The sequence below is a fragment of the Pseudarthrobacter lactosi genome, from assembly GCF_055412785.1.
Genome location: NZ_JBVAYS010000001.1, coordinates 1864845 through 1888578, shown reverse-complemented (window position 1 = coordinate 1888578; position 23734 = coordinate 1864845). Strand labels below are relative to the sequence as shown.

Sequence of the window (23734 nt, the reverse complement as noted above, 5' to 3'; positions counted from 1 at the left end):
GTAGGATAGACAGGCCGCGCGAACTTCGACGTACTGTGACTTTCCATACAGAAAATTCCTTGAAACATCAAGAAACCGAATTTTCGGGATGGAAGAGTCCCTGCCTAGGGTGCCGGCCAATCCCCTACCCACAAGGAATTGTTGTGCCTCAAAGTACCCCCACAAACCTCGAGAGCCCGACGGCGCAATCCACCGTTGTCGACTCCACCCTCAGCGCCGAGGGCTACAAGAAATCCCTGAGCGGCCGCCAGGTCACCATGATCGCCATGGGTGGCGCCATCGGCGTCGGCCTCTTTATGGGTGCCGGCGGACGACTGGCCTCCACGGGCCCCGCCCTCATTTTCTCCTACGCCATTGCCGGCGTCATCGCCTACCTGCTGATGCGGGCCCTGGGCGAGCTGATCATGTACCGCCAGACGTCTGGTTCCTTCGTCAGCTACGCCGGTGAGATGTTCGGCAAGAAGGGCGCGTACCTGTCCGGCTGGATGTACTTCATCAACTGGGCCATGACCGGCATCGCCGAACTCATCGCGATCGGGCTGTACTTCCAGTTCTTCTTCCCCAACGTGCCTGTTGAACTGTCCGCCATCGCAGCGCTGCTGCTGCTCGTGGGCGTCAACCTCCTGAGCGTCAAGGCGTTCGGCGAATTCGAATTCTGGGCCTCCTGCCTCAAGGTGGGCGCCATCCTGATCTTCCTGGCCGTGGGCACCTTCATGGTGGTCACCAACGCCCAGGTGGGCGACGGCCACGCCTCCGTGAACAACCTCTTCGCCGCCGAAGGGGGTATGTTCCCCAAGGGTGCCCTGGTGATGATCCTGGTCCTGAACGCCGTGATCTTCGCCTACAACGGCATCGAGCTCGTCGGCATCACGGCCGGTGAAATGCAGGACCCCGCCAAGGAAGTTCCCAAGGCGATCCGCGCCGTAGTCTTCCGCATCGTGGTGTTCTACGTCGGCTCCGTAACCCTCCTCGCGATGCTGCTTCCCTCGGACCAGTACGTGGCCGGCACCTCGCCGTTCGTTACCGTGTTCGGGCAGATGGGCCTCGGCTGGATGGGCGACGTGATGAACATGATCGTCATCACCGCCGCACTGTCCTCCTGCAACTCGGGCCTGTACTCGATCGGCCGCATCTTCCGCACCATGGCCAACAACGGACACGCTCCGGAGTGGCTGACCAGGATGTCCAAGAGCCACGTGCCGTACGCAGCCATCCTGGCCATCGGCGCCGTCTACCTCGTCGGCATCCTGCTCAACATCTGGCTTGGCGGCTCACACGCCTTCGACCTCGCCCTCAACTCCGCATCGATCGGCGTGATCTTCACCTGGGGCGCCATCTTCGCCAGCCAGATCGCGCTGCGCAAAAAGAAGGGCAAGGTCTCCTCCCTGCCCGCGCCCGGCGGAACCTGGAGCAGCTGGGCCGGCCTCATTGCGCTGCTGGCCATCACGGTGCTGATCGGCTTCGACACCATGACCAGCAAGACCGGCGAGGTCTTCCACCTCGGTCTTTGGACCCTGGCCACCATCCCGTTCTTCGCCCTGGTCCTGTGGCTGGGCTGGCAGAAGGTCCGGAACAACGAGCCCAAGAGCGAGCTCTTCTGCTAGGACTTTTCGCCTCAGCAGCCGGACGCTAAGAAGTCCGACGTCGGCGGGTCACCCTTTCGGGGGCGGCCCGCCGTCGTCGTTCTCCCCGGGAGGAGCGCGAACGTACAGTTGCGGCCCTTGGGGAGGCGCGAACGTACACTTGAGGCCCTCCGCGCAGGGCGTCAAGTGTACGTTCGCGCCGAGTCCTTCAGCTACCTAGTCCTTTAGATACTTGGCGAAGTGGTCTTCGATCCGCTGCCAGGCTTCGGGGGCGGATTCAGGGTCCGGGCCGATGCCCATGACCCGCATCAGCGGCCGGAAAACTGCCGGGCCGAGGTCTGTTTCATTGAGGAACGCGTGGCCGGCGGTGGGGAATTCCTTGACGCTGTTTTCGATGCCGTGGTTGTCCAGGGCCATTTCGAGCTTGCCAGCCGCGCCTTTGAGAGTGAGGTCCCGGCCGCCGAAATTGGCCACCACGGGGCAGGCGCCGCGGAGCGCTTCCTCGAGATTGCCGGGCAGACGGCCATAGTTGACGGAGGCCGCGTCGAAACCGTCGCGGGCCACGAGCAGTGCGAATCCGCCACCCATGCAGAAGCCGATCACCCCGGTTTTTCCGGTGGACAGCGGCGAATTGGCCAGCCAGGTCCGGGCGGTGGCGAGGTCGGTGAACGCCCGGCCGCTTCCCCTGACCATGCTCCGCATGGTGCTGACCAGGCAGCGGCGCGGGCCGCCGTCGCTGAACAGGTCCAACGCCAACGTCAGGTACCCGGCTCGGGCCATCCGATCCGCGTGGCCGCGGACCAGGTCGTTCAGGCCGAAGGCCTCATGGATCATCAGGACCGCGGGGAAGGGGCCGGGTCCGGCTGGCGTGGCGAGATATCCGCCGAGCGTGGGGGAACCGCCGGCAGCGGAACTCGGGGTACTAAGGTCCACATCAGTCATGGGCCAAGGGTATCCGCGGTTTGTTATCCACGGGGTGGGCGGGCAGACACAGGAACGGCGGCGGATCCCCCATGGGAATCCGCCGCCGCTCGACTGTGGAAGGACTAGTCCTTGTCCTTGAAGGTGTCCTTGACGTTTTCGCCCACCTTCTTGGCGTCAGCCTTGACCTGGTCCGCCTGGCCTTCGGCCCTGAGCTTGTCGTTGTCCGTGGCGTTGCCGGCTGCTTCCTTGGCCTTGCCGCCCAGGTGCTCTGCTTCGTTACCGATCTTGTCTCCGAGGCCCATGAGTCTGGCCACCTTTCGTTTCCCGTTGAACTGACAATGCATTTTCAGCCTAACACAAAGCATGCTTACCATTTCAAGAAGTTTCGGAAATGAGCTGCCTGTCGAATGTCAGTACCCCCGACTAGGCTCGAAGCATGGAACACAGCACAAGCCTGACCCAGCACATCCATGCCACTCCGGAAAAGGTCTGGGCTGTCATCTCGGATATCCCGGGTTCCGCAGCCACCCTGTCCGGCATCGACGCCGTGCAGATGCTCAGCGACGGGCCCTACGGCGAGGGCACGCGCTGGAAGGAAACGAGGACCATGATGGGCCGCTCGGAAACAGTGGAGATGTGGGTGGCGCAGGCCGATCCACCCCGCAGCACCACGATCAAGGCCCTCCAAGGTGGCGCCGACTACACGTCGCGCTTCAGCCTGGCCGAGCGCGACGGCGGCACGGACCTGACGCTGACCTTCGGCGCCGATGTGGTCAAACCAACGCTCTTCAGCAAGGTCACCATGGCGCTCTTCGGCAAGCTGGGCATGAGCATGACGCGCAAGGCGCTCGCCAAGGACCTGGCGGAAATCGCGGCCAAAGCGGAATCGCTCTAGTGGCGGCAAAGGCCCCCAAGGTGACGGCTCCCCGGCTCTCGCCGGTCAGCCTGGAGGATGTCACGGATGATCCCGCCCCGGACTTCCAGCGTGGTGAAAGGTACGACGGCGTCCGGTACAGCCGGGCGGCCGCCGACGGCCTGGAGTTAAGTGGCACGGACTTCGCCGAGTGTGAGTTCCAGGGCGTCTCCTTCAACGACACCCAGCTTCGCGGGGCAAGCTTCCGGGATTGCATCCTGTCCGAGCTGTACGCGCCGGTGTTCCGCGCCGCCCGCTCCACATGGCGGGACGTGGAGCTGAACAATCCGCGGCTGGGTTCCGGTGAAATGTACGAGACCGGCTGGCAGTCCGTCCGGATCGACGGCGGCAAACTGGACTTCCTGAATCTGCGCGGGTCCAAGCTGACCGACGTCGTCATCAGCGACTGCATCATCAACGAACTGGACCTCGGATCTGCCTCAGGGACACGCGTGGCGCTGAAGAACTGCACCATCGGGACCCTGGATCTCACCGGCGCGCGGCTGAAGGACTTTGACCTTCGCGGCACGGATTTCCGGACCATCATCGGCCTCGGGAGCCTGGCCGGTGTGGTGATTGACGACTATCAGCTGAGCCTGCTGGCGCCGCTCCTGGCCGGGCACCTCGGCGTCGTGGTTCTGTGAGTGTACTCTTTATAGAACGAACGGTCGGTAAATAGGGCGGTCACTGGACGGTCCCGAATATTCCGGCTCCCTGGCGTAAAGGATGTTCTGATGGTCGAGGCTTTTCTTGTTGGCGGCGTCCGCACTCCCGTGGGCAGATACGGCGGTGCGCTGTCGGCGGTCCGCCCGGATGATCTGGCTGCACTGGTAATCCGGGAGGCCGTCTCCCGCGCGGGCCTGGATCCGGAGAGCATCGAGGAAGTCATCCTCGGCAACGCCAATGGTGCGGGTGAGGAAAACCGGAACGTAGCCCGGATGGCAGTCCTGCTGGCGGGACTTCCCCTCCACATCCCGGGAATCACGGTCAACCGGCTGTGTGCCTCGGGGCTGAGCGCCATCATCCAGGCCAGCCACATGATCAAGTCCGGCGCCGCGGACGTGGTGATCGCCGGCGGGGTGGAGTCCATGAGCCGCGCGCCCTGGGTCCAGGAAAAGCCCGCCACGGCGTTCGCCAAACCCGGCCAGATCTTCGACACCTCCATCGGCTGGCGCTTCGTCAATCCGCTCTTCCAGAAAGGCGACCTCGCCCGGGACGGCAAGATGACCTACTCCATGCCGGAAACTGCCGAGGAAGTGGCGCGGGTGGACGGCATCACCCGTGAGGACGCCGACGCCTTCGCCGTCCGCTCCCATGAACGCTCCCTCGCCGCCATCGCGGCGGGACGTTTCACGGACGAGATCGTCCCGGTGGCGGTCAAGTCCCGCAAGTCCGAAACGGTGGTGGACACCGATGAAGGCCCGCGTGCCGGCACCACCCTGGAGGTCCTCGCCGGGCTGCGCCCCGTGGTTCCGGGCGGCGCCGTGGTCACCGCGGGGAACTCCTCCACCCTCAACGACGGCGCCTCGGCCATCATCGTCGCGTCCGAGGCCGCCATCGCCCGGCTCGGCCTGACACCGCGGGCCCGGATCATCGACGGCGCCTCCGCCGGCTGCGAACCCGAAATCATGGGCATCGGACCGGTCCCGGCGACGCAGAAAGTGCTGAAGCGGAGCGGCCTCAGCGTTGGTGACCTGGGCGCCGTCGAGCTTAACGAAGCGTTCGCCTCACAGTCCCTCGCGAGCATGCGCCGGCTCGGGCTGGACCCGGAGATCGTAAATAACGACGGCGGCGCCATCAGCCTGGGGCATCCGCTCGGTTCCAGCGGATCACGGATCGCGATCACGCTGCTGGGCCGGATGGAACGCGAGGACGCCAGGATCGGCCTGGCAACGATGTGCATCGGCGTGGGCCAGGGCACCGCGATGCTGCTGGAGCGTGTCTGATGCCCGCCCCGGAAAGCGCGAACGGACAAAGCGCGAAGGTACAAAGCGCGAACGGACAAAGCGCGAACGTACACTTAAGCCCCTCGCCAGACGGTGCGAACGTACACTTAAGCCCCTCGCCAGACGGTGCGAACGGACACTTAAGCACCCTCGACTTCGGCACGCTCCTGGTCGAGGAGCGGGACGACCGTGTGGTGGTCCTCCTCAACCGCCCGGAGGTCCGGAACGCCATCGACCAGCAGATGGTGGACGAACTGCACATCGTCTGCGCTGCCCTGGAGCAGAATCCGAAAGTCCTGATCATCTCAGGGGTCGACGGCGTCTTCGCCTCGGGTGCGGACATTGCCCAGCTGCGCGAGCGGCGCCGCAATGATGCACTGCAGGGCATTAATTCCAGCATTTTCGTGCGGATAGCCAAGCTGCCCATGCCGGTCATTGCCGCCCTGGACGGGTACTGCCTGGGCGGCGGCGCCGAGCTCGCCTATGCCGCAGACTTCCGGATCGGAACGCCCAGTGTCCGGATCGGCAACCCCGAAACAGGGCTGGGGATCCTGGCCGCGGCCGGTGCCAGCTGGCGCCTCAAGGAGCTGGTGGGGGAGCCGTTGGCCAAGCAGATCTTGCTGGCTGGCCTGGTGCTCAGGGCTGAGGAGGCGCTGGCTGCCAGCCTCATCACGGAGATCCACGAGGCGCCCGTGCTGATGGACGGTGCGCACAGCCTGGCGGACCGCATTGCGCGGCAGGATCCGCTGGCCGTGCGGATCACCAAGTCTGTCTTCCACGCACCTGCCGAGGCGCACCCGCTGATCGACCAGCTGGCGCAGGGGATACTTTTCGAATCCCAGGCGAAGTTCGACCGGATGCAGGCTTTCCTGGACAAGAGAACAGATAAGAAATCAGCCAAGAATTCAGACCAATCAGACGGGACGAAGTAACCATGGGCAATTCCGTACTTCCGGCGGGCCTGCCCGCAACTGTCGGCGTCCTCGGCGGCGGCCGGATGGGGGCGGGCATCGCCCACGCCTTCCTGATCAACGGAGCCAACGTCCTGGTGGTGGAGCGGGACGAGGCCTCGGCCGAAGCCGCCCGGGAACGCGTGGAATCCTCGGCCGCCAAGAGCATCGAGCGCGGCGCTACGGACGGCAACCTGGACGAGATGGTCTCCCGTCTCTCCGTGACGGTGGACTATGACGACTTCAAGGACCGCCAGCTGGTGGTGGAGGCCGTTCCGGAGGACTGGGACCTGAAGGTCTCCTCCCTCCGCGGAATCGAGGAGCGCCTCTCCGACGACGCCTACCTCGCCTCCAACACGTCCTCGCTGTCCGTCAACGGCCTGGCACGCGAACTCAAGCGCCCGCAGAACTTCCTGGGCCTGCACTTCTTCAACCCGGTTCCCGCGTCCACGCTCATCGAGGTGGTACTCGGCGAGCAGACGGCCCCGGACCTGGCCGCCGCGGCGAAAAGGTGGGTGGAGGCGCTCGGCAAGACCGCCGTCGTCGTCAATGACGCTCCCGGCTTTGCCTCGTCGCGCCTGGGCGTGGCCATCGCCCTGGAAGCCATGCGCATGGTGGAGGAAGGCGTCGCGTCCGCAGAGGACATCGACAACGCCATGGTGCTGGGCTACAAGCACCCCACCGGGCCGCTGCGGACCACTGACATTGTGGGCCTGGACGTCCGGCTGGGCATCGCGGAGTACCTGCAGTCCACGCTGGGGGAGCGCTTCGCTCCGCCGCAAATCCTGCGCGACAAGGTGGCCCGCGGCGAACTGGGCCGGAAAACCGGCAAAGGATTCTTCGACTGGCCGGCTTAGGGTTCGAGGCCTATCGTGCGGTCCGGGCGGCTTAGCGCCCGGCCCGCGCGTCGAGGGCGGACTTCAGGCCGTTCATCGCGGGGTCCCGGAGCGACATGAACGCCGGCTTCATGATCGGTTCAATGAGCTTGAGCGCGCCCTTGAGCTGGAATTCCGCCGTGTACTGCACCCTGCAGCCGGTCCCGTCAGGGGAGACGTCGATCGAGTCCTCGGAGATGACGGTTTTGTTTTCGCCCCGGAGCTTGATGTGGTTGCCGGTCAGCTCCACCACCTCGTAGATGAGGGCCTGTCGCTTGCCCCGGAACTCCGCTTCGGCGTGGTACCGGTGGCCCACGGCAACGGGACCCTCGGAGAGCTTCTTCACCACAGGGGTGCCCGGATCCCATTCAGCGGTGTGTTCGAAGGCTGACAGGTAGGTAAAGGCTTCCTCTGCCCCGAGGGGAGAGCTGACGGTGCCTGCTACTGTGATCATCCCAACAGCCTAGCCGCTGCCCCTAGGATGGTCCGGTGACTTCCATCGAACCCATCACGCTGACCGGTCAACACGTCGTTCTCGAACCGCTGAGCCGCGCGCACCACAACGGCCTGGTGGAGGCTGCCCGCGACGGCGAACTCTGGAAGCTCTGGTACACCAGCGTGCCCGGACCGGACGGCATGGCCGCAGAGATCGACCGCCGGCTCCGGCTCCAGGAAGTCGGCTCCATGCTCCCGTTCACCACGCGCCTCCTTGATCCCGCGACCGGCGGTCCCGGCCGGGTGATCGGGATGACCACGTACATGAATATCGACGCCGCCACTCCCCGCGTGGAGATCGGTTCCACGTGGAATGCGGCTTCTTCGCACGGCACCGGAACCAACGCGGACTCCAAGCTGCTCCTGCTCCGGCACGCCTTTGAAACGCTGGGTTGCCCGGCCGTCGAGTTCCGGACGCACTGGCTCAACCACCAGTCCCGGGAGGCGATTGCGCGGCTCGGAGCCAAGCAGGACGGCGTGCTCCGCAGCCACACCCGGACGGCTGACGGGCAGCTCCGGGACACTGTGGTGTTCTCGATCCTCGAACATGAGTGGCCCATGGTCCGTGCCGGCCTGGAGTTCAGGCTGGCCAAGCGGCGCTAGACGGCCGAGCCCCGTGTCGGGGAGCCATGGCCCACGCGGTCCGGATTGGCCCGGCCCCTACCTCGCCAAGGTGCCCGGCTTGACCTCCGCCATCACCGCCGTGGCATGGGCGCGGTGCCCGGTGGGGGTCGGACTGCCGTGGCGATGGCGGTGTTGAGATTGTCGGTGGCCCGGTTGATCAGCCGCTGCTCTTCTGCGGAAAAATACGGGTTCCCGTCCGCCGGCTCGAACAGCCTTGGATACCCCAGGACGGCGATGTTCGCGGACGGAGCCGCCGTGTGAATCTGCCCGTAGGTGTAAGCAAGCGCCTCACCCACCTGACCCATCCCGCTTTCGGAAGACGCCACAGCGCCGGCGCACACTTCATCGCCGTAGGCGGCGCAGGCGCCCAGCACCTGGCTCACTCCCGCGTCGTTGGCTCCGGCGATGATGGTGACGATTCCGGTGGACGGATTCAGTTTCCCTGTGCCGACGAGGCCCGTGAGCTGGGTGGTGACGCTGAATTGTTACTGGAGCGGGTCATCGCCCGAAAAAAGGAGTGCCCCGTGGCAGGCGGCATTGACCACCAGGGACACTCGGCCTGTTTTGTCGACGTCGGCAACGTACCCCGGGCTGCTCTGCCAGCACGTCGCTTCGGGCGGTCTGACGGCCGCACCCGCACCGGTTCCCGCGGTGTAGGAGTCACCTACGCTATGTAATCAAGTGCCCCTGCAGGCGCCGCTCCCGCCGGCCCTGCTGCGGTTCCCAAAGCCAGGGCAAGCGTTGCCACGCCGGCAGCGTACGCCGCGCGCCGCCGTCGTAATATCCGGTCACTCATCAGTTTCCCCTTTGTGCTGAACTGCGCGCCGGGCTGTTGGGCCGCGGGCCGGCGGCCAAGCCGCAAGTACGCCCAACGGTACCCGGCCGCCCGCCCGCCGGACACGGGCCGGAATACCCGTTTATTCGCAGGGCACCACCCCATTTTCCGGCCGGTAGCCGTGCCGGATGACGGGGGTCTGTGATTAGCTGTCTGGATGGAACAGCCTGGACAGCCCGTGCGCTGGGACGGAGCCGTGAATGCCTGGCGCATTTCCGGCAGAGTATTCCGGATGGGGCGCCGGGAATGGGTCACCGAGACGGGCTGGAAACAGGCGTACGACGACGGCGTGCGCACCGTGATCGACCTCCGGAACCCCTCGGAACACGGACTGAGGGACGCGGATCCCGAGGTGAGTGCTGAGGTGCTGGCGGCGTTCGACGTGGTGCATGCTCCCACGGAGGATCCGGACCACCCGGAGTTCAAAGAGTCGTGCTCCCCGTACCTGAACGATCCTGCTTGCTACGCGGCCAATGCCCGGCTGTTTCCGGAAAAGCTTGTGGCCGTCTTCAAGGCGGTTGCAGCGGCACCCGCCGGTGTGGTGATCCACTGCTCCGCGGGCCGGGACCGCAGCGGAATGGTGGCTGCGATGCTCCAGGACCTCTCCGGTGCCGGTGATCATGAGATTGTGACCGGTTACCAGGCGGCCATGCGGGGCATCAATGAGCGCCACCGGCTCGTGGGTCCGCCGCACAAGCACGAGCGCTACCTGGCGGAGGAGGTGCTGGTGCCGCTGCTGGAGAAGCGCGGCGGCGGAACCCTGGAATTCGTCCGCGGCCTGGATACCCGGAACTATCTCTTGCGGCACGGGGTCACCGTGGCCGAACTGGATGCCATCCGCTCGCGGCTGGCAGCCAGGGTGACGACGTAAACACACTATGGGGGACACCTTGACGCATCATTCCGGCCGGAACCAGTTCAACCGCGCCCTGGGGCTGGCCGCTGGCGCCGCCCTGGCGTTCGGCGGCACCTTCCTGGCGGTCCCCGCCGTCGCAGAGTCCGGTTCGCCGGTTCCCAACCCCTCCGTATCGGCGCCGGCCGTATCGGCGACGGCACCCGCCGCGACGGCACCCGCCGCGACGGCGCCCCCGGCGACGGCATCGCCCGCTGCGGGCGGTTCCGCACCCGCCATCAGCGACGCCGGCCTGACGGAGGCCATCCTCCGCGACCTGGGCATGACACCAGAGCAGTTCAACGCCGCCGGTGACCAGGGCAAACGCGCGGCCGACGCCGTTGCCTCCTTGCGCGGATTGCCCGGCTACGTGGGAATCAGCTTGAAAGACGGCCGGATTGTGGTCGAGGGCAGCGGCCCGGAGCTCGACGCCCGGGTGGCGGAACTCAATGCCGCGGGACCCGGGGATTTTGTGCTTGTGGCCGCCAGTGCGGTGCCGGCGGCGCCGGCCGCATCACCGGCGCCTTCAGCGTCCGCCCCCTCAGGGCCGGCCCAGCCTGCGCCGGAACGCGTCGCGGCCAGCACGGACCAGCTGTTCAAGGACTACGTCCGCGAGGTAGGCGCCGAAGGCCTTCAGGCTGTGGCGTACGCCAACGGCAGCTTCGTGATCCGCACCGGCGGCACCAACCAGCCGGAGGCCGAAGGCGCCCCGGCTAACCCGGCAACCCCCGGGCCCTCGGGGGCGGCGTCGCCCTCGCCGTCCGAATTCGTGGCGCGCTATTCGAACGTCCGACTGGAAGAGGGCGCACCGCTTGCCCCGGAGGAGGACTTCTTCGGCGGGCAAGGCTACGTCCTCAACAACGGCGTCATCTGCTCCGCCGGTTACGGTGCGTACAGCCCGGACGGGAAACCGCTGGTCCTCACTGCCGGCCACTGCACCGAAGACGGCACCCTCACCACGGCCAACGTGGAGAGCCCGGAATCGCCCGCGAACAAACTGCTCGGCACCCTGGGCTTCAGCCAGTTCGGCGGCCCGGGCAACTCCTGGATTACCGGTGACGAGGCCAACCCCGGAAACGTGGGCACGGACATCGCGGTGATCGGGGACATCCGGCCGGGCCTCGACGTTCAACCCGCAACTTCCCGCTGGGACGCGCCCGCGGACCCCGGATCCACGGCCGTGAAGATCATCGGAACCGCGTCGCCGTCCCCCGGACAGGCCGTCTGCCGGTCCGGGCGGACCGCGCGCTGGTCCTGCGGCACCGTGGACGAAGTGGGCATCTACGTCGTGGGCGGTTTCACCGCCGACCCGTCCGACCTCCGGGCCTTCCGCGGCTTCCTGTCCACCTCCGTCCAGTCCAGCGGCGGCGACTCCGGCGGACCTTGGATCAGCGGCAACTTCGCCGTCGGCACCCACTCCGCGGGGGACCAGGTCGTTCCCGGCCAGCCGATCAACAACTTCGCCGTTGCCACCACGCTGGAGGACGCCATGACCCGGCTTCCCGGCGTGCAGCTTCAGCTGTTCCTCAACAAACCCCTGCTCACGGAACCGGCCGACGGCGGCGGAGTGGCACTCGGCCAGACCATCACCGGGCAGGTCCCGGCGGCCCCGGCTTCCGCCGTCGCCGCGGGCTCGAAGGTCCGCATCACCGTGCCCGGCCAGGAGCCTGTGGAGGTGCCCGTGGACGCCGCCGGGCAATGGCAGTTCACGGCCCCCTCACCCGCCGGCCGGCTGCGCTTTACCGCGGAAACCGTGAACGGCTTCAGCCACTCCGGAGCCAGCACCTTCGACGTCACAGTGCTGCCGTCGGAGCTCCCGGCACCTGCCATTGCCGGCCCGGCCGAGGGGGCCGCGCTCACGGCCCTCGAACACATTGAGGGCACCGGAACGCCCGGTGCCACGGTGGAACTTTCCGGCGACACCACCGGCCAGGCCGTGGTGGGGCTGGACGGGAAATGGGCAGTGCCGGTGACAGGCGAGGCGAGGTACGGATCCTTCACCGTCAAGGCGGTGCAGACCGCCCGGGGCGTCGCCGCAAGCCCGGCGGCGAGCCGGAGCTTCACGGTGGTGCCGCCGTCGCCTGCGGTTGCCAACATCCGGGACGGTCAGCATTTCGCGCACGACGCCGTTCCCCGGCGGATCACCGGATCAGCTTTGAAGGGCGCCGCGGTGGCCGTCACGGTGGATGGCGTACCGGTGCAGGCCGCCTCGGACGGGACCTGGAGCGCGCCGCTGCCGGCAGGGCTCGCGGCCGGAACCCACACCGTGACGGTCCGCCAAACGGTCGACGGCGCCGCCTCCGCACCGGTGAGCCTCACCTTCGCGGTTCACCCGGCACCGGTTGTTGTTCCCGCCGGCGTCACCCCGGCAGGCATCTCGGGCCAGTTGCCGGCCACCGGCGCCGACGGCCTGCTCGCCGCGGCCGGTGTCGGGGCAGGTGTGCTGCTGCTCGGCGGTGTCGCCCTGGTCCTTGCCAGGCGGCGCTCTCGCCGGTGAGCAAGACGCCCGCGAGTTTTTGTCCACTTATCGCGTCCAAAAGGGGCCATATCTCGCGATAAGTGGACAAAAACTCGGCGCTACTGGAAGTCGGCCAGCCAAAGGTCCGGGCCGAAGACTTCGTACTGGATGTCCTTGGCCGGCACGCCCCGTGCAACCAGCGCACTCCGGACCGACTTCAGGAAGGGCAGGGGCCCGCAGAGGTAGAATTCGGCGTCGTCGGGCAGCTCCACCGCGGTGACGTCCATGAACCCCTTGAACGCCGGAGCGGCGTCGTCCCCGGCTGCGCCGGAGGCGGCCGGTGAGCCGTCCGGTTCCAGGAACCACGTGTTCAGCGAACCGTCTGCCAGCTTCGCAAGGTCCTCGGTGACCTGGGCCCGGAGCGGGAAGGACGCCGGCGTGTCATCCGCGTGCAGGAGCATGACCTGGCGTTGGGAGCCGGACTTCACCAGGTGGGAAAGCATGCCGGCCATCGGGGTGATGCCAATGCCCGCGCTGGCCAGGACCACCGGCCGGTCCGTGTATTCCAGGACCACGTCACCGAAGGGTACCGAAAGCACCACTTCGTCGCCCTCGTGGACCTCGTTGTGGAGCAGGTTGGACATTTCGCCGTCGGGCGTCGGGAGTCCGTGGACCCGCTTCACCGCGAACTGGCGGTGATGGCCGTCGTCGGCCTTGGTGAGGCTGTACTGCCGGGGCTGGTGCACGCCGTCGTGCATCTGCATCTTGATGGTGACGTACTGCCCCGGAAGGGAGGGCTTGACGTCGCGATCGTCGGTCCGTTCAACGATGAACGTGACCACGTCGTCGGTTTCCTGGATCCGCCGGACCACCCGCCACGTCCGCCAGATGGTCTCGGGTGAGAGGTGTACGGCCTTGTAGAGTCCGCGTTCCTTATTGATGAGCATGTTCGCCATGAGCCAGTAGACCTCGTCCCAGGCTGCTGCAACTTCGGGCGTGACGGCATCTCCGAGCACGTCCACGATGGCCCACATCAGGTGGTCGTGGACCACCTGGTACTGGTCCGGGGCCAGGCCCAGCGAGACGTGCTTGTGGGCTACCCGGGAGAGCAGGTGGTCCGGAAGCTGGTCCGGCTTGTCCACCAGGAATCCGGCGAACGCGGCGATGGACCCCGCCAGCGCCTGCTGCTGCCGGCCGTCCGCCTGGTTGCCACGGTTGAAGAGCCCGTCCAGGAGGTCCGGACGCGCCTCGAACATGTGCTTGTAGAACCTTTTGGCAATCTCCTCGATGTGCTCGCCAACTACAGGCAGCGTTGCCTTGATAACGGGAGAAGAGGTGTCTGAGAGCATGGCTGGTCCCTTCCGGTCTTGCCGGTTGATGCAGGCGGTGTTTCGTCGCCCGGCACAGCAAACCTAGCAGTCGCGGCCAGTCCACTTCTGGGCCGATTGGCACTTCTTCGCACGGGGAAACGGGTGTAGCGGGCGGCGTGTGGCTGCTCAGTTTTCCGCGGCCAGTTCGCCCCGCACAACGCTGTCGGACGAATGCGCGGGGTTGCCGTCGAACGGCTCGTTGGACACATCCACGATGGGGTACTGGGCAAGGTCGAGGCCAGCGGGGATGGCGAAGACGCCGGGCTCGCCATCCAGCACGCCAAGGCTGACCAGCTTGGAGAGGTCCGGCGAGATCACCCAGACCTCCCGGTAACCGCTGATTTGGCCCTCCGAGAGCTGCACCACCAGCTGGCGTGTGCCGTCGGGAAACTCCTCCACCAGGGCCTTGCCGCTGGCGGTGTAGGACTTCAGGGGCTGCAGCGGAGCCTGGGCAAGGACCACTGCCTGCGGGGCCGTCGGCGTGGGCGAAGGCACTGCTTCCGGGCCTTGCCCCAGGACGTTGTAGCCGGCCCAGACTGCGGCGGCGCCCACCACGATCCCTGCCGCCGCGGCCATGGCCACCCACCGCCGGGCAGCTGCCCTGGCGGATGCGGTGCGCGGCCTAAGTGGTGTCGGAGGGGTGACCGGCGCCGCGGTGCCTGTGCCCGCCGTCGTACCTTCCGCGGAGGCTGGCCGGCCCAACGGGTCCTGCGCCTGCTCGGGGGAGAGGCCCAATGCCAGATGGATGGCTGCCCAGTTGTGCGGTCCGGGCGTGGCCAGTTCCACTTCCGCGGGATCCACGGTGGCGGCGCGGACGGTGCGTTCCAAGGCCGCCAGAGTGCCTGCACATTCAGGGCAAAACGCCAGGTGGTCAGCCTCGGCCGGCGTCAGGGCGGGTTCACCAAGGGCCATCAGGCTCAGCTGCTCATCGTCAAGATGCTTCATGGCCCACCTCCAGGCGGGTGCGCATCCGCGAAAGGCTGCGACGGATGTGGCTCTTGACGGTCCCCAGGGGCAGCTGCAGGCGCGACGCAATCTGATCGTGCGTGAGGTCCTCGTAGAACGCCAGCTTCATGATCGCTTTCTGTGGATCGCCCAACCGCTCCAGCTCTTCCTCCAAGGTTATGCGGTCGGCCACGGCTTCCACGTCAGCAGCCACCGGTCCGGCGCCGCGCTCATCGCCGACGAACTGGCCCGCAGCATGTTCCAGCTCCTGCCGGCGCATCCGGGCGGACAGTGCGTCGGAGATGGCATTGCGGGTGATCCCCACCAGCCAGGCAGGCAGCCGCGCGGCCTCGGGCCGGTAGCTGAGGCGGGACTTCCAGGCGCGAATGAAGACTTCCTGGGTGACGTCGTCGGCCGCTGCCCGTTCCCCCAGGGACCGCAGCGCCAGGGTGTACACGAGCGGGCTCAGCCGCCGGTAGGCCTCGGCGAGGGCAGCGTCCTGCCCGGCCGCGAACGCATGATCGAGAGCGGCGTCCCAATCGTGCGGGCCGGGAGGCGTCATCAATGGCTCCTTCGGGCGGCAGCGAGACCTGTGGAACCACATTATGCCGTGCCCGCTGGCGCTCCGCCATAGTACGGGGCCTTGACCGCCGTCTTCGCAGCGGAGCAAGCTCGAGGAAGGCCCTCCGGCAACCCCGGGCCCAGCAGAGCCTCCGTGCCGCAGGTCCTTAGCCTTGACCCCCGACTCGAGGATAGCCCCATCCTGGACCGCGGCATCAGGATTTCGATTCCCGGCATCGAGCCGGTCCGGAACGACTTCACTTCGGCGGAGGAGCCCCTGGTCCTGGCCCTGGCGCAGGAAATTGAGGTCACGGACCGCATCAAGGAACTCTTCGCCGCAGCGAGGGCCGAAAACGACCCCCTGGGCGAACAGTTCATGCTCTGGTTCCTCAAGGAGCAGGTGGAAGAGGTCGCGTCCATATCCACGCTCCTCAACGTCGCGCGCCGGGCGGACAACCTCTTCGACGTCGAGATGTTCCTGGCCCGCGAGCGGGTGGGTGACGCCGGGGGCGGCGCCGGTAACGGCGGCCACCATGGCGGCGGGCATGGGGGTCACGGCGGCGGAGGTCAGGAGTCCGGCACGCCGGAAGCGGCGGGCGGGGCGCTCTGAAGCACGACGGCGGGACGTCGCGTTAGCGCACCGGAGCGCCGTTGCGTTCGCCCGCCTGCGGGACGTTGCGTTCGCCCGCCCACGCGGCGCGGAAACGACGGCGGGGCCGCCCGTCAGGCGGCCCCGCCGGTAATGGCGATCAGTGATGGCGCACGTCGTTCCTGCGGGCCGCCTCAGTGACGGCCGTGCCACCGGTCCTCGGAATCAACAACCTGGACGGCCACGGCCAGGGTACCGTCGGCCAGGCTTCCCCAGGCGTAGACGATCGTGTTCTTGCCGCCCTCGACCGTGATGTCAGCCGGCCCGATCACGGGATCGGTGGTCCCGGCCGCGGCCACGGACGCCGAAATGGTTCCGGCCTTGAGCTTCAGGGTGGCCTCGTCCGGATTGCTGAGTCCCTCGATTACTGCCGATCCGCCGGCCAGGACGTCGACGGCGGGAGCTGCGGCTACGTGCCTGACCGTCAGCTTGCCCTTCTTGTTGTTGCGGGGAGCCTTGGTGTCGTTGGTGAAGAGCGTGGCTGTGGGGGCACCGTCGGCGTCGAGGTGGGCCACCGCGGTGTAGTTGCCGCCCTCGTCGAGTTCAACGTTCACCGGCCCGATCACCGGGTTGTCGGCACTGGTGGCGTCCGCGGCGGTGATGGCGATCTCGTAGTCGCCGGCATCCAGCTCCAGCGGGCCTGCCAGGGTTCCGGGAGTGAAGTCATCCAGGGTGAGTTTGCCGTCCACCCATACGTCCACGGTCAGGCCGGGCACGCCGTGCAGGACCGAGAGCTTGGCTGGGTCATCGTCGTGGTGCCAGTCGCCGGCCTGTGCCGGGGTCGCGAAGGCCAGTGCGGCGGCGAGCGACAGTGCTCCGGCGGCATACGTTGTTTTGCGCATTTCAAACTCCTCTGAGGGATGCCCGGTGACGGGCTGTGTTTGTGCTTACGCCCTTACTACCTGCGGGACGTCCTCTGTGGATGCAAACCCGTGGATCTTTTTTTGGCGTCAGTTTTTCCGGTCCATCAGGAGGTTGGTGATGCGCAGCGTGCAGAGGCGCTGGCCGGCGTCGTTTGTGATCAGGACCTCGTGGGTGGTCAGGGTGCCGCCGAGGTGGATGGGCGTGGCGGTGATGGTGATCCGGCCTTCGCGAGCGGAGCGGTGGTGCGTCGCGGAGACGTCCACTCCCACGGCGGTTTTCCCCAGCGTGCTGGCGTGGATCACGGCCGCCCAGGAGCCCACAGCCTCGCCCACCGCCAGGGACGCGCCGCCGTGCAGCAACCCGAACGACTGCCTGTTGCCCTCCACAGGCATCGTCGCCACTACGCGCTCGACCGATTCCTCCAGGATTTTCACGCCCATCTTCTCGTCGAGCTCGCCGAGGACGATCTTCCACGGGGTGACGCCTTGGGCAGAGGCGTGCGGCGCAACGGCTGCGTCGTCGTCGGCAGCGTCCGGGGATAGGGCAGTCATGGATCTCCTTTGGCGAGGCTGAACTTCCAGTGTGCAGCACGGCACAGTCATGTACTGTAGACATATTACCGAACGGACGGTCAGTAAAGCCGCGGCCCCGTTTTGTCCCCGTGTTGGAAGGACCCGTCAACGATGACCACCACTGCCGAAGCCACAGTCGACACAGTCCAGACCGTTCCCAGTTTCATCCAGGATTCCTGGTGGACGCCCGACGACGGTTCGGCAGCTTCCGCTGTCCCCGTGCGGGATGCGAGCACCGGGGAAGTCCTGGCCAAGGTGAGCACCGACGGCCTGGACCTCGCCGCCGTCGTGGACTACGGCCGCACCACGGGACAGGCGGAACTGGGCAAGCTGACCTTCCACCAGCGCGCGCTTAAGCTCAAGGAGCTGGCGCAGTACCTGAACGCCCGGCGCGAGCACTTCTACACGTTTTCGGCGCAGACCGGTGCCACCAAGATCGACTCGATGATCGACATCGACGGCGGCATTGGCGTGCTCTTCACGTTCGGCTCCAAGGGCCGGCGCGAGCTGCCCAATTCGCAGGTGGTGGTGGACGGTCCCATGGAGGTGCTGTCCAAGGACGGTTCGTTCGTGGCCGAGCACATCTACACGCGCATCCCCGGCGTCGCCGTGCAGATCAACGCGTTCAACTTCCCGGTCTGGGGCATGCTGGAGAAACTCGCGCCCGCCTTCCTCGCCGGGGTCCCCACCATCGTTAAGCCGGCCACACCCACCGGGTATGTGGCCGCGTCCGTGGTGAAGGCGATCATCGAATCCAACATCCTGCCGAAGGGCTCGCTGCAGCTGATTTCCGGCTCCGTCCGCGGGCTCCTGGACGTGCTGGACTACCGCGACCTGGTGGCTTTCACCGGCTCCGCGTCCACCGCGCTGGCCCTGAAATCGCATCCGAACGTGGTGCAGGGCGGCGTCCGGTTCACGTCCGAAACGGACTCCCTCAACGCCGCCATCCTTGGCCCGGACGCGGTGGAGGGCACCCCCGAATTCGACGCCTTCATCAAGTCCGTGGTCACCGAGATGACGGTCAAGGCAGGCCAGAAGTGCACGTCCATCCGCCGCGCCATCGTCCCGCAGGAGCTGGTGCCGGCGGTGATCGCCGCGATCGGAAAGCGGGTGGATGAGCGTGTGGTGCTGGGGGATCCCCGCGCCGACGGTGTGACCATGGGCGCTTTGGCGTCGCTGGAGCAGCTCGCCGATGTCCGCGCCGCGGTGCAGTCAATGCTCGACGCCGGCGGTGAGCTCGCGTACGGAACACTCGATTCGCCGTCGGTCACCTCTGCCAACGGCGCCACGGGATTAGTGGATGATGGCGCCTTTATGTCGCCGGTGGTGCTGAGCTGGGCTGACGCAGAGACTGACGCGATCCACTCGCTGGAGGCGTTCGGCCCGGTAGCTTCGGTGATCGGATACAGGGACCTGCCCGACGCCGTCCGCCTCGCCGCCCGGGGTGGCGGCTCCCTCGTGGCATCGGTGTGCACCAACGATCCTGCCGTTGCCCGCGAACTGGTCACCGGGATCGCTGCCCACCACGGCCGTGTGCTGATGCTCAACAGGGAGGACGCGCGCAGTTCCACCGGGCACGGTTCGCCGGTGCCGCACCTGGTCCACGGCGGTCCTGGCCGCGCCGGCGGTGGCGAGGAGCTGGGCGGCATCCGCTCGGTGATGCACCATATGCAGCGCACCGCCATCCAGGGCTCGCCCAACATGCTCACCGCCGTCACCGGCCTCTGGCACACCGGAGCGGACCGGAACTTCACAGTGGAGACCGAGGGGACGCACCCGTTCCGGAAGTCGCTGGCGACATTGCGGATCGGTGACGCCGTCCGGTCCGACCTGCGTGAGGTTTCCCTGGCGGACATCACCGCGTTCGCGAACTCCACCGGCGATACCTTCTATGCCCACACCAACCAGGACGCGGCCGAGGCCAACCCGTTCTTCCCGGGGATCGTGGCGCACGGATACCTGCTGCTGAGCTGGGCCGCCGGGCTTTTTGTGGAGCCGGCACCGGGGCCGGTCCTGGCCAACTACGGCCTGGAAAACCTCCGCTTCATCACGCCCGTGGCGGCCGGGGATTCCATCCGGGTGACCCTGACGGCGAAGAAGATCACGCCGCGCGAAACGGACGAGTACGGCGAGGTGGCCTGGGACGCGCTCCTGACCAACCAGAACGACGACATCGTGGCCACCTACGACGTCCTCACCCTCGTCGAAAAGTAACCCCACCCCCGGACGCTCTCTCACGTATCGTAGGTTTTCCGCCGATGCTCTCTCACTTTCTTGAGAAAAGTGAGAGAGCGTCGGGGGTTTTCCCGCATTATGTGAGAGAGCGTTGGGGTCTTTCCGGGTTGCCGCGGCGTAAAATTTCCACCGTAGGAGGTGGCCAAATGAACCTAGCCATGAACACAGCCACAACCATCCTGCCCGTCGATGACGCAGCGCGCGCCCGCAGTTTCTACACCGAAAAACTGGGCCTCCCGCACCGCGGAATGACAGACGATGGAAGCGAATTACTCGGTAGCGACGGCGGCCCGATGCTGCAGTTGTTGCCGGTCTCGGACGGGAAGCACTCCGAGCACACCGCCCTCAGTTTCGAGGTGCGTGACATTGAGCGGATCGTGCAGGACATGGAAGCCAAAGGCGTCCGGTTCCAGGATTACGACCTGCCCAACCTGAAGGCCGAGAACCATATCTGCACCACGGACTCGGAGAAGTGCGCCTGGTTTATGGACACCGAGCACAACATCCTCTGCGTTCACGAGACGTTGGGCATGCAGGCCGAATACCAGCTCTGACCGCTTCAGTAAGTCGCACTCGGCTCCCCGGCAGCACTCCCGAGTGCTGCCGGGGAGCCCGTGATCAAACGCGCCGTCCCGGACTGGATTTACTTGGACCAGACGATCGGGTTCTTGCGGAACGGGTTATCGCTGTAGCTGGCGTAGACGAAGCCGGCATCCGTGTAGTCCGCCTTGGTCACTGCGTCACCGGCGGGAGCCAGGAACACCTGGCATGAGGTCATGGTGCTGCCCACTTTGAGGCTGAGGTCATCACCCTTGCCTGTTGTTTCGAAGCGTTTGTCCTTGCACTGGTCCATGGAGCCGAACACAATGAGCTTCTGCGCGTCGGTGCCGTCCTTGAGCTGTGCACCCACCTTGGGCTCACTGACGCCGGCTGAGGGCTTGCTCAGGCTCTCCAGCGTGTGTTCAGTGAAGACGTAGTAGGGCGTCTGGCCGGCAAACTTGGCCGCGTCCTTGAAGCTGGCGAGGTCTGACTCTGCTCCGGCAACGATCTTGGTGACGGTGGAGGTGAAAGTGGCCTCGAAATACTTGGGGTCCGCCTTGTCCTTGCCCGTGTTGGTATGCGTGTTTGCCGTTTTGCCGAAGGTCAGCTTGGTGCCAGGATCGGTGATCTCTTTAGCGGTTCCGCCCGCAGATGCCGCGGCTGAGCTGGATGCCGTAGCGCTGGGACTGGCCGACGCTGTCGCCGACGGAGTGGATGACTCAGGCGCAGCTGCTGTTTCAGAGGCGGCCGGTGAGCTTCCTCCGCAGGCCACCATTCCCAACCCCATAACGGCGGCGAGACCGAGAAAGGCGAATGGACGCAGCGCAGATTGATTCTTGATCATGATGGTTTCCCCCTGGGTAAGTGATGCGACCTTAATTCTAACGTATGGATTAATTGGTGCGCGATGGGGAGGGCTGCCCATCCTGCGCCAATCCACAGCTGCGCAAACAGAAATGGTCCCCGCCATTGTTCACTGTGAACTGCTGGCGGGGACCATTGGTGATGGTGCGTCGGGGGAGTGGCTATGACTCGGCACCGTCGTGGAGGCCGTCGTCACTGCTGTCTTCCTCGCGCTCCGTAGCGGCCTGGTCGGACAGGTCCAGATTTTCCCGCGCCTCATCGATGCTGGGTTCGCCGGCGGGCACACTGTAGGTGTCCGGGCGGATGCCGTGGGCCTGTTCTTCGATGAGGGCTTGCTCTTCGCTGAAGCGGATGGCATTGGCTTCGTCGCCTGCGTCTCCGGCAATATCCTCGCGGAGGCCGGACGGGTCCGGGACGATGAAGCCAGGCTCTGCTTCTTCCTTGGGGTGGCTCATTGTTGTACCTTCCTTTCGGTGGCGCTTGAGCTTTCACCGTAGCGGGGAAGACCAATGATTACCAAGCACGCTTAGTGTCCAGGCGGGCATGGTGGACTCGTGGAAAGCCTAGTGCTGCGCGTGCAGCCCGTCGAAAGCGATGGTGATGACGTCGTCGGCCAGTTTTTCCGGTGTGAGGGAGCCGCCCGGTTTGTACCATTCCACGATTGAGTTGATGGTGCCGAACAGCAGGCGCGTGACGGTGCGCGGATCAATGTCCTGGCGCAGCGACCCTTCGTCGCGGGCTGCGGAAATGAGGGCGGCCACCTCGTGATCAAACGCTCGACGGCGTTCCAGGGCGTCGCGCTCAATGTCAGTATTGCCCCGCAACCGCAGGAGCAGTGTGACAAACGGCAGCCGCTCCACGAGGACCGCCACGGTCTGCCGCAGCACAAATTCCAGCCGCGCATCCGCCGCGCCGCTTTGCGCCCCGGGCTGTTCAAGGATTGATTCCAGGCCGCCCAGCGCGTGGTCGAGCGCGAGCTTCAGGAGGTCGCCCTTGGACGGCACATGGTGGTAGATGGCTGACTTTGAGATGCCCAGGTTCTCGGCGAGGATTCCCATGGACGTGGCGTCATAGCCGTGCCGGTTGAAGACGTCGACGGCGATGAGCAGCACCGACTGCTGGTCGTAACCGGGACGGCCGCGCTTGTTGGGGGCTGCTGTAGTGGGCATACCGGCTATTTTCCCATGAACGTTCGGTAATCCCGGCAGCGGCGCGGGCCAGCGGCGCAGGCCCGGGGCACCAAGTGTCCGTTCGCGCAGGAAGGTGGGACCTACGCCTTGGGCCGGAGGTCGTAGATCCGGCGCAGCTTGCCGTTTGACCGCTCCAGTGAACCCGGTTCCACCACGTCAACGGCGCACGAAGAACCCACGTGGATCTTGATCTGTTCCTGCAAGGCGCGTGCCGCCGTCGTACTCTGCTCAACTGTCACCGCGTCCCGGCGTTCGATCCTGACCGTCAACTGGTCCATTCGCTGTCCCTCGGGGCGGGTAAGTTCGAGCTGGAAGTGCGGGCTGAGCTCGGGGATGCGCAGTGCGATTTCCTCGATCTGGGACGGGAACAGGTTCACGCCGCGCAGGATGATCATGTCGTCGCTGCGGCCGGTGATGCGGCCCATCCGGCGGTGCGCAGGGCGGGCGGTGCCGGGCAGGAGGCGGGTGAGGTCCTTCGTGCGGTAGCGGATGATCGGCAGGGCTTCCTTGGTGAGCGAGGTGAACACGAGTTCGCCGTGTTCGCCGTCGCGCAGCACGTTTTCCTTGCCCACTACGGGATTGAACGCGTCGATGATTTCGGGGCGGAAATGGTCCTCCCAGATGTGGCTGCCGTCCTGGGTTTCCACGGCCTCGCCAGCGACGCCCGGGCCCATCACTTCGGACAGGCCATAGATGTCGCAGGCCTTGATGTTCATGGTGACTTCGAGTTCGTGCCGCATCTCCTGCGTCCACGGCTCGGCGCCCAGGACTGCGTACTTGAGGGAGGTCGACGTCGGGTCGATGCCCATGTGCGCCATGGCGTCGGCGATGGTGAGCAGGTAGGTGGGCGTGGCCAGGATGGCGTCCGGCGCGAAGTCCTGGATGAGCTGGATCTGGCGTTCGGTCTGCCCGCCGGACATCGGGATCACGGTGCAGCCCAGTGCTTCGGCGCCGGCATGGGCGCCCAGCCCGCCGGTGAACAGGCCGTAGCCGTAGGCGTTGTGGACCTTCATGCCGGGACGGACGCCGGACGCCCGGAGGCAGCGCGCCACGAGTTTGGCCCAGTCGGCCAGGTCCTGTTTGGTGTATCCGACGACGGTGGGCCGGCCCGTGGTGCCGGAGCTGGCGTGGATGCGGGCTACTTCGTTCTGCGGGACGGCGAACATACCGAACGGGTATTCGGCGCGCAGGTCTTCCTTGGTGGTGAAGGGGAAGTTGCCGAGGTCGCTGAGCTCGCGCAGGTCCGTAGGGTGGATGCCGGCGTCGTCGTACTTGCGCTTGTAGAGCGGCACGCGGGCGTAGGCGTAGGCCACCGTGTGCTGCAGGCGGGCGAGCTGGAGGGCCTCGAGCTCGTCGCGGGAAATGGTTTCTTCGCGGTCCAGGACGGCGTCGGTGCTTGCCTGGGTTGCCTGCGGCGTGGGGGTTTCGGGGGCGTGGAGGGTCATGGTT

Annotated in this window: 25 protein-coding genes; 12 read left to right on the top strand and 13 right to left on the bottom strand. The window is 66.3% G+C overall.

Translation table 11 applies throughout. The features are described 5' to 3' along the window. The first annotated feature begins 143 nt into the window (after nucleotides 1-143). Nucleotides 144-1604 (top strand): amino acid permease, encoded by a 1461-nt coding sequence (locus ACZY0Q_RS08760; protein ID WP_463915904.1) that lies wholly within the window; start codon nucleotides 144-146, stop codon nucleotides 1602-1604. 195 nt (nucleotides 1605-1799) lie between these two features. Here ACZY0Q_RS08760 and ACZY0Q_RS08755 read toward each other — a convergent pair whose 3' ends face one another. Both ACZY0Q_RS08755 and ACZY0Q_RS08750 read right to left on the bottom strand, forming a co-directional pair. Beyond that, nucleotides 1800-2525 (bottom strand): dienelactone hydrolase family protein, encoded by a 726-nt coding sequence (locus ACZY0Q_RS08755; RefSeq protein WP_463915902.1) that lies wholly within the window; start codon nucleotides 2523-2525, stop codon nucleotides 1800-1802. Between the two features lie 104 nt (nucleotides 2526-2629). Beyond that, a complete protein-coding gene (locus ACZY0Q_RS08750; RefSeq protein ID WP_463915900.1) occupies nucleotides 2630-2809 on the bottom strand; it encodes a CsbD family protein in 180 nt (59 codons plus the stop codon). A gap of 134 nt (nucleotides 2810-2943) precedes the next feature. On the opposite strand from ACZY0Q_RS08750, the gene ACZY0Q_RS08745 reads away from it, so the two are divergent. The 5 genes from ACZY0Q_RS08745 to ACZY0Q_RS08725 all read left to right on the top strand — a co-directional run bounded on the left by ACZY0Q_RS08745 (nucleotide 2944) and on the right by ACZY0Q_RS08725 (nucleotide 7173). Then, the gene (locus tag ACZY0Q_RS08745; RefSeq protein ID WP_463915898.1) at nucleotides 2944-3402 is read left to right on the top strand and encodes an SRPBCC family protein; all 459 of its coding nucleotides are present in this window, start codon (nucleotides 2944-2946) and stop codon (nucleotides 3400-3402) included. Nucleotides 3403-3422: 20 nt separating this feature from the next. Beyond that, nucleotides 3423-4064: a pentapeptide repeat-containing protein gene (locus ACZY0Q_RS08740; protein ID WP_463915896.1), complete on the top strand. Its 642-nt coding sequence runs from the start codon at nucleotides 3423-3425 to the stop codon at nucleotides 4062-4064. Nucleotides 4065-4154: 90 nt separating this feature from the next. Then, nucleotides 4155-5366, top strand: a complete 1212-nt coding sequence (locus ACZY0Q_RS08735) for a thiolase family protein (RefSeq protein ID WP_463915894.1) — start codon at nucleotides 4155-4157, stop codon at nucleotides 5364-5366. Nucleotides 5367-5557: 191 nt separating this feature from the next. After that, a complete protein-coding gene (locus ACZY0Q_RS08730) occupies nucleotides 5558-6298 on the top strand; it encodes an enoyl-CoA hydratase/isomerase family protein (RefSeq protein ID WP_463915892.1) in 741 nt (246 codons plus the stop codon). Between the two features lie 2 nt (nucleotides 6299-6300). Beyond that, on the top strand, nucleotides 6301-7173 hold the full coding sequence (locus ACZY0Q_RS08725; RefSeq protein ID WP_463915891.1) for a 3-hydroxyacyl-CoA dehydrogenase family protein: 873 nt from the start codon (nucleotides 6301-6303) through the stop codon (nucleotides 7171-7173). 31 nt (nucleotides 7174-7204) lie between these two features. Here ACZY0Q_RS08725 and ACZY0Q_RS08720 read toward each other — a convergent pair whose 3' ends face one another. Then, the gene (locus tag ACZY0Q_RS08720) at nucleotides 7205-7645 is read right to left on the bottom strand and encodes an SRPBCC family protein (RefSeq protein ID WP_463915889.1); all 441 of its coding nucleotides are present in this window, start codon (nucleotides 7643-7645) and stop codon (nucleotides 7205-7207) included. 35 nt (nucleotides 7646-7680) lie between these two features. Here ACZY0Q_RS08720 and ACZY0Q_RS08715 point away from each other — a divergent pair, with 35 nt between their 5' ends. Next, a complete protein-coding gene (locus ACZY0Q_RS08715; RefSeq protein WP_463915887.1) occupies nucleotides 7681-8289 on the top strand; it encodes a GNAT family N-acetyltransferase in 609 nt (202 codons plus the stop codon). Between the two features lie 92 nt (nucleotides 8290-8381). Here ACZY0Q_RS08715 and ACZY0Q_RS08710 read toward each other — a convergent pair whose 3' ends face one another. Beyond that, nucleotides 8382-8693, bottom strand: a complete 312-nt coding sequence (locus tag ACZY0Q_RS08710) for an SGNH/GDSL hydrolase family protein (protein ID WP_463915885.1) — start codon at nucleotides 8691-8693, stop codon at nucleotides 8382-8384. 609 nt (nucleotides 8694-9302) lie between these two features. Here ACZY0Q_RS08710 and ACZY0Q_RS08705 point away from each other — a divergent pair. Continuing rightward, entirely contained in the window at nucleotides 9303-10016 is a 714-nt protein-coding gene (locus ACZY0Q_RS08705; protein ID WP_463915884.1) for a tyrosine-protein phosphatase, read from the top strand. 19 nt (nucleotides 10017-10035) lie between these two features. Beyond that, nucleotides 10036-12534, top strand: coding sequence for a trypsin-like serine protease (locus ACZY0Q_RS08700; RefSeq protein ID WP_463915882.1), 2499 nt, complete (start codon nucleotides 10036-10038; stop codon nucleotides 12532-12534). 80 nt (nucleotides 12535-12614) lie between these two features. Here ACZY0Q_RS08700 and ACZY0Q_RS08695 read toward each other — a convergent pair whose 3' ends face one another. From ACZY0Q_RS08695 to ACZY0Q_RS08685, 3 genes are all read right to left on the bottom strand, one after another. Continuing rightward, nucleotides 12615-13844: a globin domain-containing protein gene (locus ACZY0Q_RS08695; protein ID WP_463915880.1), complete on the bottom strand. Its 1230-nt coding sequence runs from the start codon at nucleotides 13842-13844 to the stop codon at nucleotides 12615-12617. Nucleotides 13845-13991: 147 nt separating this feature from the next. Further along, a complete protein-coding gene (locus ACZY0Q_RS08690) occupies nucleotides 13992-14810 on the bottom strand; it encodes an anti-sigma factor (protein WP_463915878.1) in 819 nt (272 codons plus the stop codon). Beyond that, the gene (locus tag ACZY0Q_RS08685) at nucleotides 14797-15372 is read right to left on the bottom strand and encodes an RNA polymerase sigma factor (RefSeq protein ID WP_463915876.1); all 576 of its coding nucleotides are present in this window, start codon (nucleotides 15370-15372) and stop codon (nucleotides 14797-14799) included. Before ACZY0Q_RS08685 ends, ACZY0Q_RS08690 begins: the two co-directional genes overlap by 14 nt. Before the next feature lie 153 nt (nucleotides 15373-15525). Between ACZY0Q_RS08685 and ACZY0Q_RS08680 the strand changes: the two genes are divergently transcribed. Further along, nucleotides 15526-15981 carry a ferritin gene (locus ACZY0Q_RS08680; protein ID WP_463915875.1) on the top strand — a complete coding sequence of 152 codons (456 nt, stop codon included), beginning with the start codon at nucleotides 15526-15528 and terminating at the stop codon, nucleotides 15979-15981. A gap of 173 nt (nucleotides 15982-16154) precedes the next feature. Here the strand turns inward: ACZY0Q_RS08680 and ACZY0Q_RS08675 are convergent, their stop codons facing one another. Beyond that, entirely contained in the window at nucleotides 16155-16862 is a 708-nt protein-coding gene (locus ACZY0Q_RS08675; protein WP_463915873.1) for a DUF4397 domain-containing protein, read from the bottom strand. A gap of 108 nt (nucleotides 16863-16970) precedes the next feature. Continuing rightward, nucleotides 16971-17324 carry a PaaI family thioesterase gene (locus ACZY0Q_RS08670; RefSeq protein WP_463916293.1) on the bottom strand — a complete coding sequence of 118 codons (354 nt, stop codon included), beginning with the start codon at nucleotides 17322-17324 and terminating at the stop codon, nucleotides 16971-16973. Nucleotides 17325-17567: 243 nt separating this feature from the next. Between ACZY0Q_RS08670 and paaZ the strand changes: the two genes are divergently transcribed. Continuing rightward, nucleotides 17568-19670: a phenylacetic acid degradation bifunctional protein PaaZ gene (gene paaZ / locus ACZY0Q_RS08665; protein ID WP_463915871.1), complete on the top strand. Its 2103-nt coding sequence runs from the start codon at nucleotides 17568-17570 to the stop codon at nucleotides 19668-19670. A gap of 179 nt (nucleotides 19671-19849) precedes the next feature. Then, nucleotides 19850-20245, top strand: a complete 396-nt coding sequence (locus ACZY0Q_RS08660) for a VOC family protein (protein WP_463915869.1) — start codon at nucleotides 19850-19852, stop codon at nucleotides 20243-20245. Between the two features lie 89 nt (nucleotides 20246-20334). On the opposite strand, the gene ACZY0Q_RS08655 is transcribed toward ACZY0Q_RS08660, so the two are convergent. The 4 genes from ACZY0Q_RS08655 to ACZY0Q_RS08640 form a co-directional block, all read right to left on the bottom strand. Further along, nucleotides 20335-21075 (bottom strand): hypothetical protein, encoded by a 741-nt coding sequence (locus tag ACZY0Q_RS08655; protein ID WP_463915868.1) that lies wholly within the window; start codon nucleotides 21073-21075, stop codon nucleotides 20335-20337. 181 nt (nucleotides 21076-21256) lie between these two features. Further along, entirely contained in the window at nucleotides 21257-21550 is a 294-nt protein-coding gene (locus tag ACZY0Q_RS08650) for a hypothetical protein (protein ID WP_463915866.1), read from the bottom strand. 108 nt (nucleotides 21551-21658) lie between these two features. Then, the gene (locus ACZY0Q_RS08645; protein ID WP_160673990.1) at nucleotides 21659-22264 is read right to left on the bottom strand and encodes a TetR/AcrR family transcriptional regulator; all 606 of its coding nucleotides are present in this window, start codon (nucleotides 22262-22264) and stop codon (nucleotides 21659-21661) included. Nucleotides 22265-22365: 101 nt separating this feature from the next. Beyond that, nucleotides 22366-23730 carry an AMP-binding protein gene (locus ACZY0Q_RS08640; RefSeq protein WP_463915865.1) on the bottom strand — a complete coding sequence of 455 codons (1365 nt, stop codon included), beginning with the start codon at nucleotides 23728-23730 and terminating at the stop codon, nucleotides 22366-22368. Between the last annotated feature and the right edge of the window lie 4 nt (nucleotides 23731-23734).

Coding starts and splice junctions, on each gene's coding strand:
- ACZY0Q_RS08650 (WP_463915866.1), bottom strand. CDS start 21,550: ATGAGCCACCCCAAGGAAGAAGCAGAGCCTGGCTTCATCGTCCCGGAC.
- ACZY0Q_RS08750 (WP_463915900.1), bottom strand. CDS start 2,809: ATGGGCCTCGGAGACAAGATCGGTAACGAAGCAGAGCACCTGGGCGGC.
- paaZ (WP_463915871.1), top strand. CDS start 17,568: ATGACCACCACTGCCGAAGCCACAGTCGACACAGTCCAGACCGTTCCC.
- ACZY0Q_RS08675 (WP_463915873.1), bottom strand. CDS start 16,862: ATGCGCAAAACAACGTATGCCGCCGGAGCACTGTCGCTCGCCGCCGCA.
- ACZY0Q_RS08720 (WP_463915889.1), bottom strand. CDS start 7,645: ATGATCACAGTAGCAGGCACCGTCAGCTCTCCCCTCGGGGCAGAGGAA.
- ACZY0Q_RS08660 (WP_463915869.1), top strand. CDS start 19,850: ATGAACACAGCCACAACCATCCTGCCCGTCGATGACGCAGCGCGCGCC.
- ACZY0Q_RS08690 (WP_463915878.1), bottom strand. CDS start 14,810: ATGAAGCATCTTGACGATGAGCAGCTGAGCCTGATGGCCCTTGGTGAA.
- ACZY0Q_RS08655 (WP_463915868.1), bottom strand. CDS start 21,075: ATGATCAAGAATCAATCTGCGCTGCGTCCATTCGCCTTTCTCGGTCTC.
- ACZY0Q_RS08645 (WP_160673990.1), bottom strand. CDS start 22,264: ATGCCCACTACAGCAGCCCCCAACAAGCGCGGCCGTCCCGGTTACGAC.
- ACZY0Q_RS08640 (WP_463915865.1), bottom strand. CDS start 23,730: ATGACCCTCCACGCCCCCGAAACCCCCACGCCGCAGGCAACCCAGGCA.
- ACZY0Q_RS08705 (WP_463915884.1), top strand. CDS start 9,303: ATGGAACAGCCTGGACAGCCCGTGCGCTGGGACGGAGCCGTGAATGCC.
- ACZY0Q_RS08670 (WP_463916293.1), bottom strand. CDS start 17,324: ATGGGCGTGAAAATCCTGGAGGAATCGGTCGAGCGCGTAGTGGCGACG.
- ACZY0Q_RS08685 (WP_463915876.1), bottom strand. CDS start 15,372: ATGACGCCTCCCGGCCCGCACGATTGGGACGCCGCTCTCGATCATGCG.
- ACZY0Q_RS08725 (WP_463915891.1), top strand. CDS start 6,301: ATGGGCAATTCCGTACTTCCGGCGGGCCTGCCCGCAACTGTCGGCGTC.
- ACZY0Q_RS08745 (WP_463915898.1), top strand. CDS start 2,944: ATGGAACACAGCACAAGCCTGACCCAGCACATCCATGCCACTCCGGAA.
- ACZY0Q_RS08755 (WP_463915902.1), bottom strand. CDS start 2,525: ATGACTGATGTGGACCTTAGTACCCCGAGTTCCGCTGCCGGCGGTTCC.
- ACZY0Q_RS08735 (WP_463915894.1), top strand. CDS start 4,155: ATGGTCGAGGCTTTTCTTGTTGGCGGCGTCCGCACTCCCGTGGGCAGA.
- ACZY0Q_RS08695 (WP_463915880.1), bottom strand. CDS start 13,844: ATGCTCTCAGACACCTCTTCTCCCGTTATCAAGGCAACGCTGCCTGTA.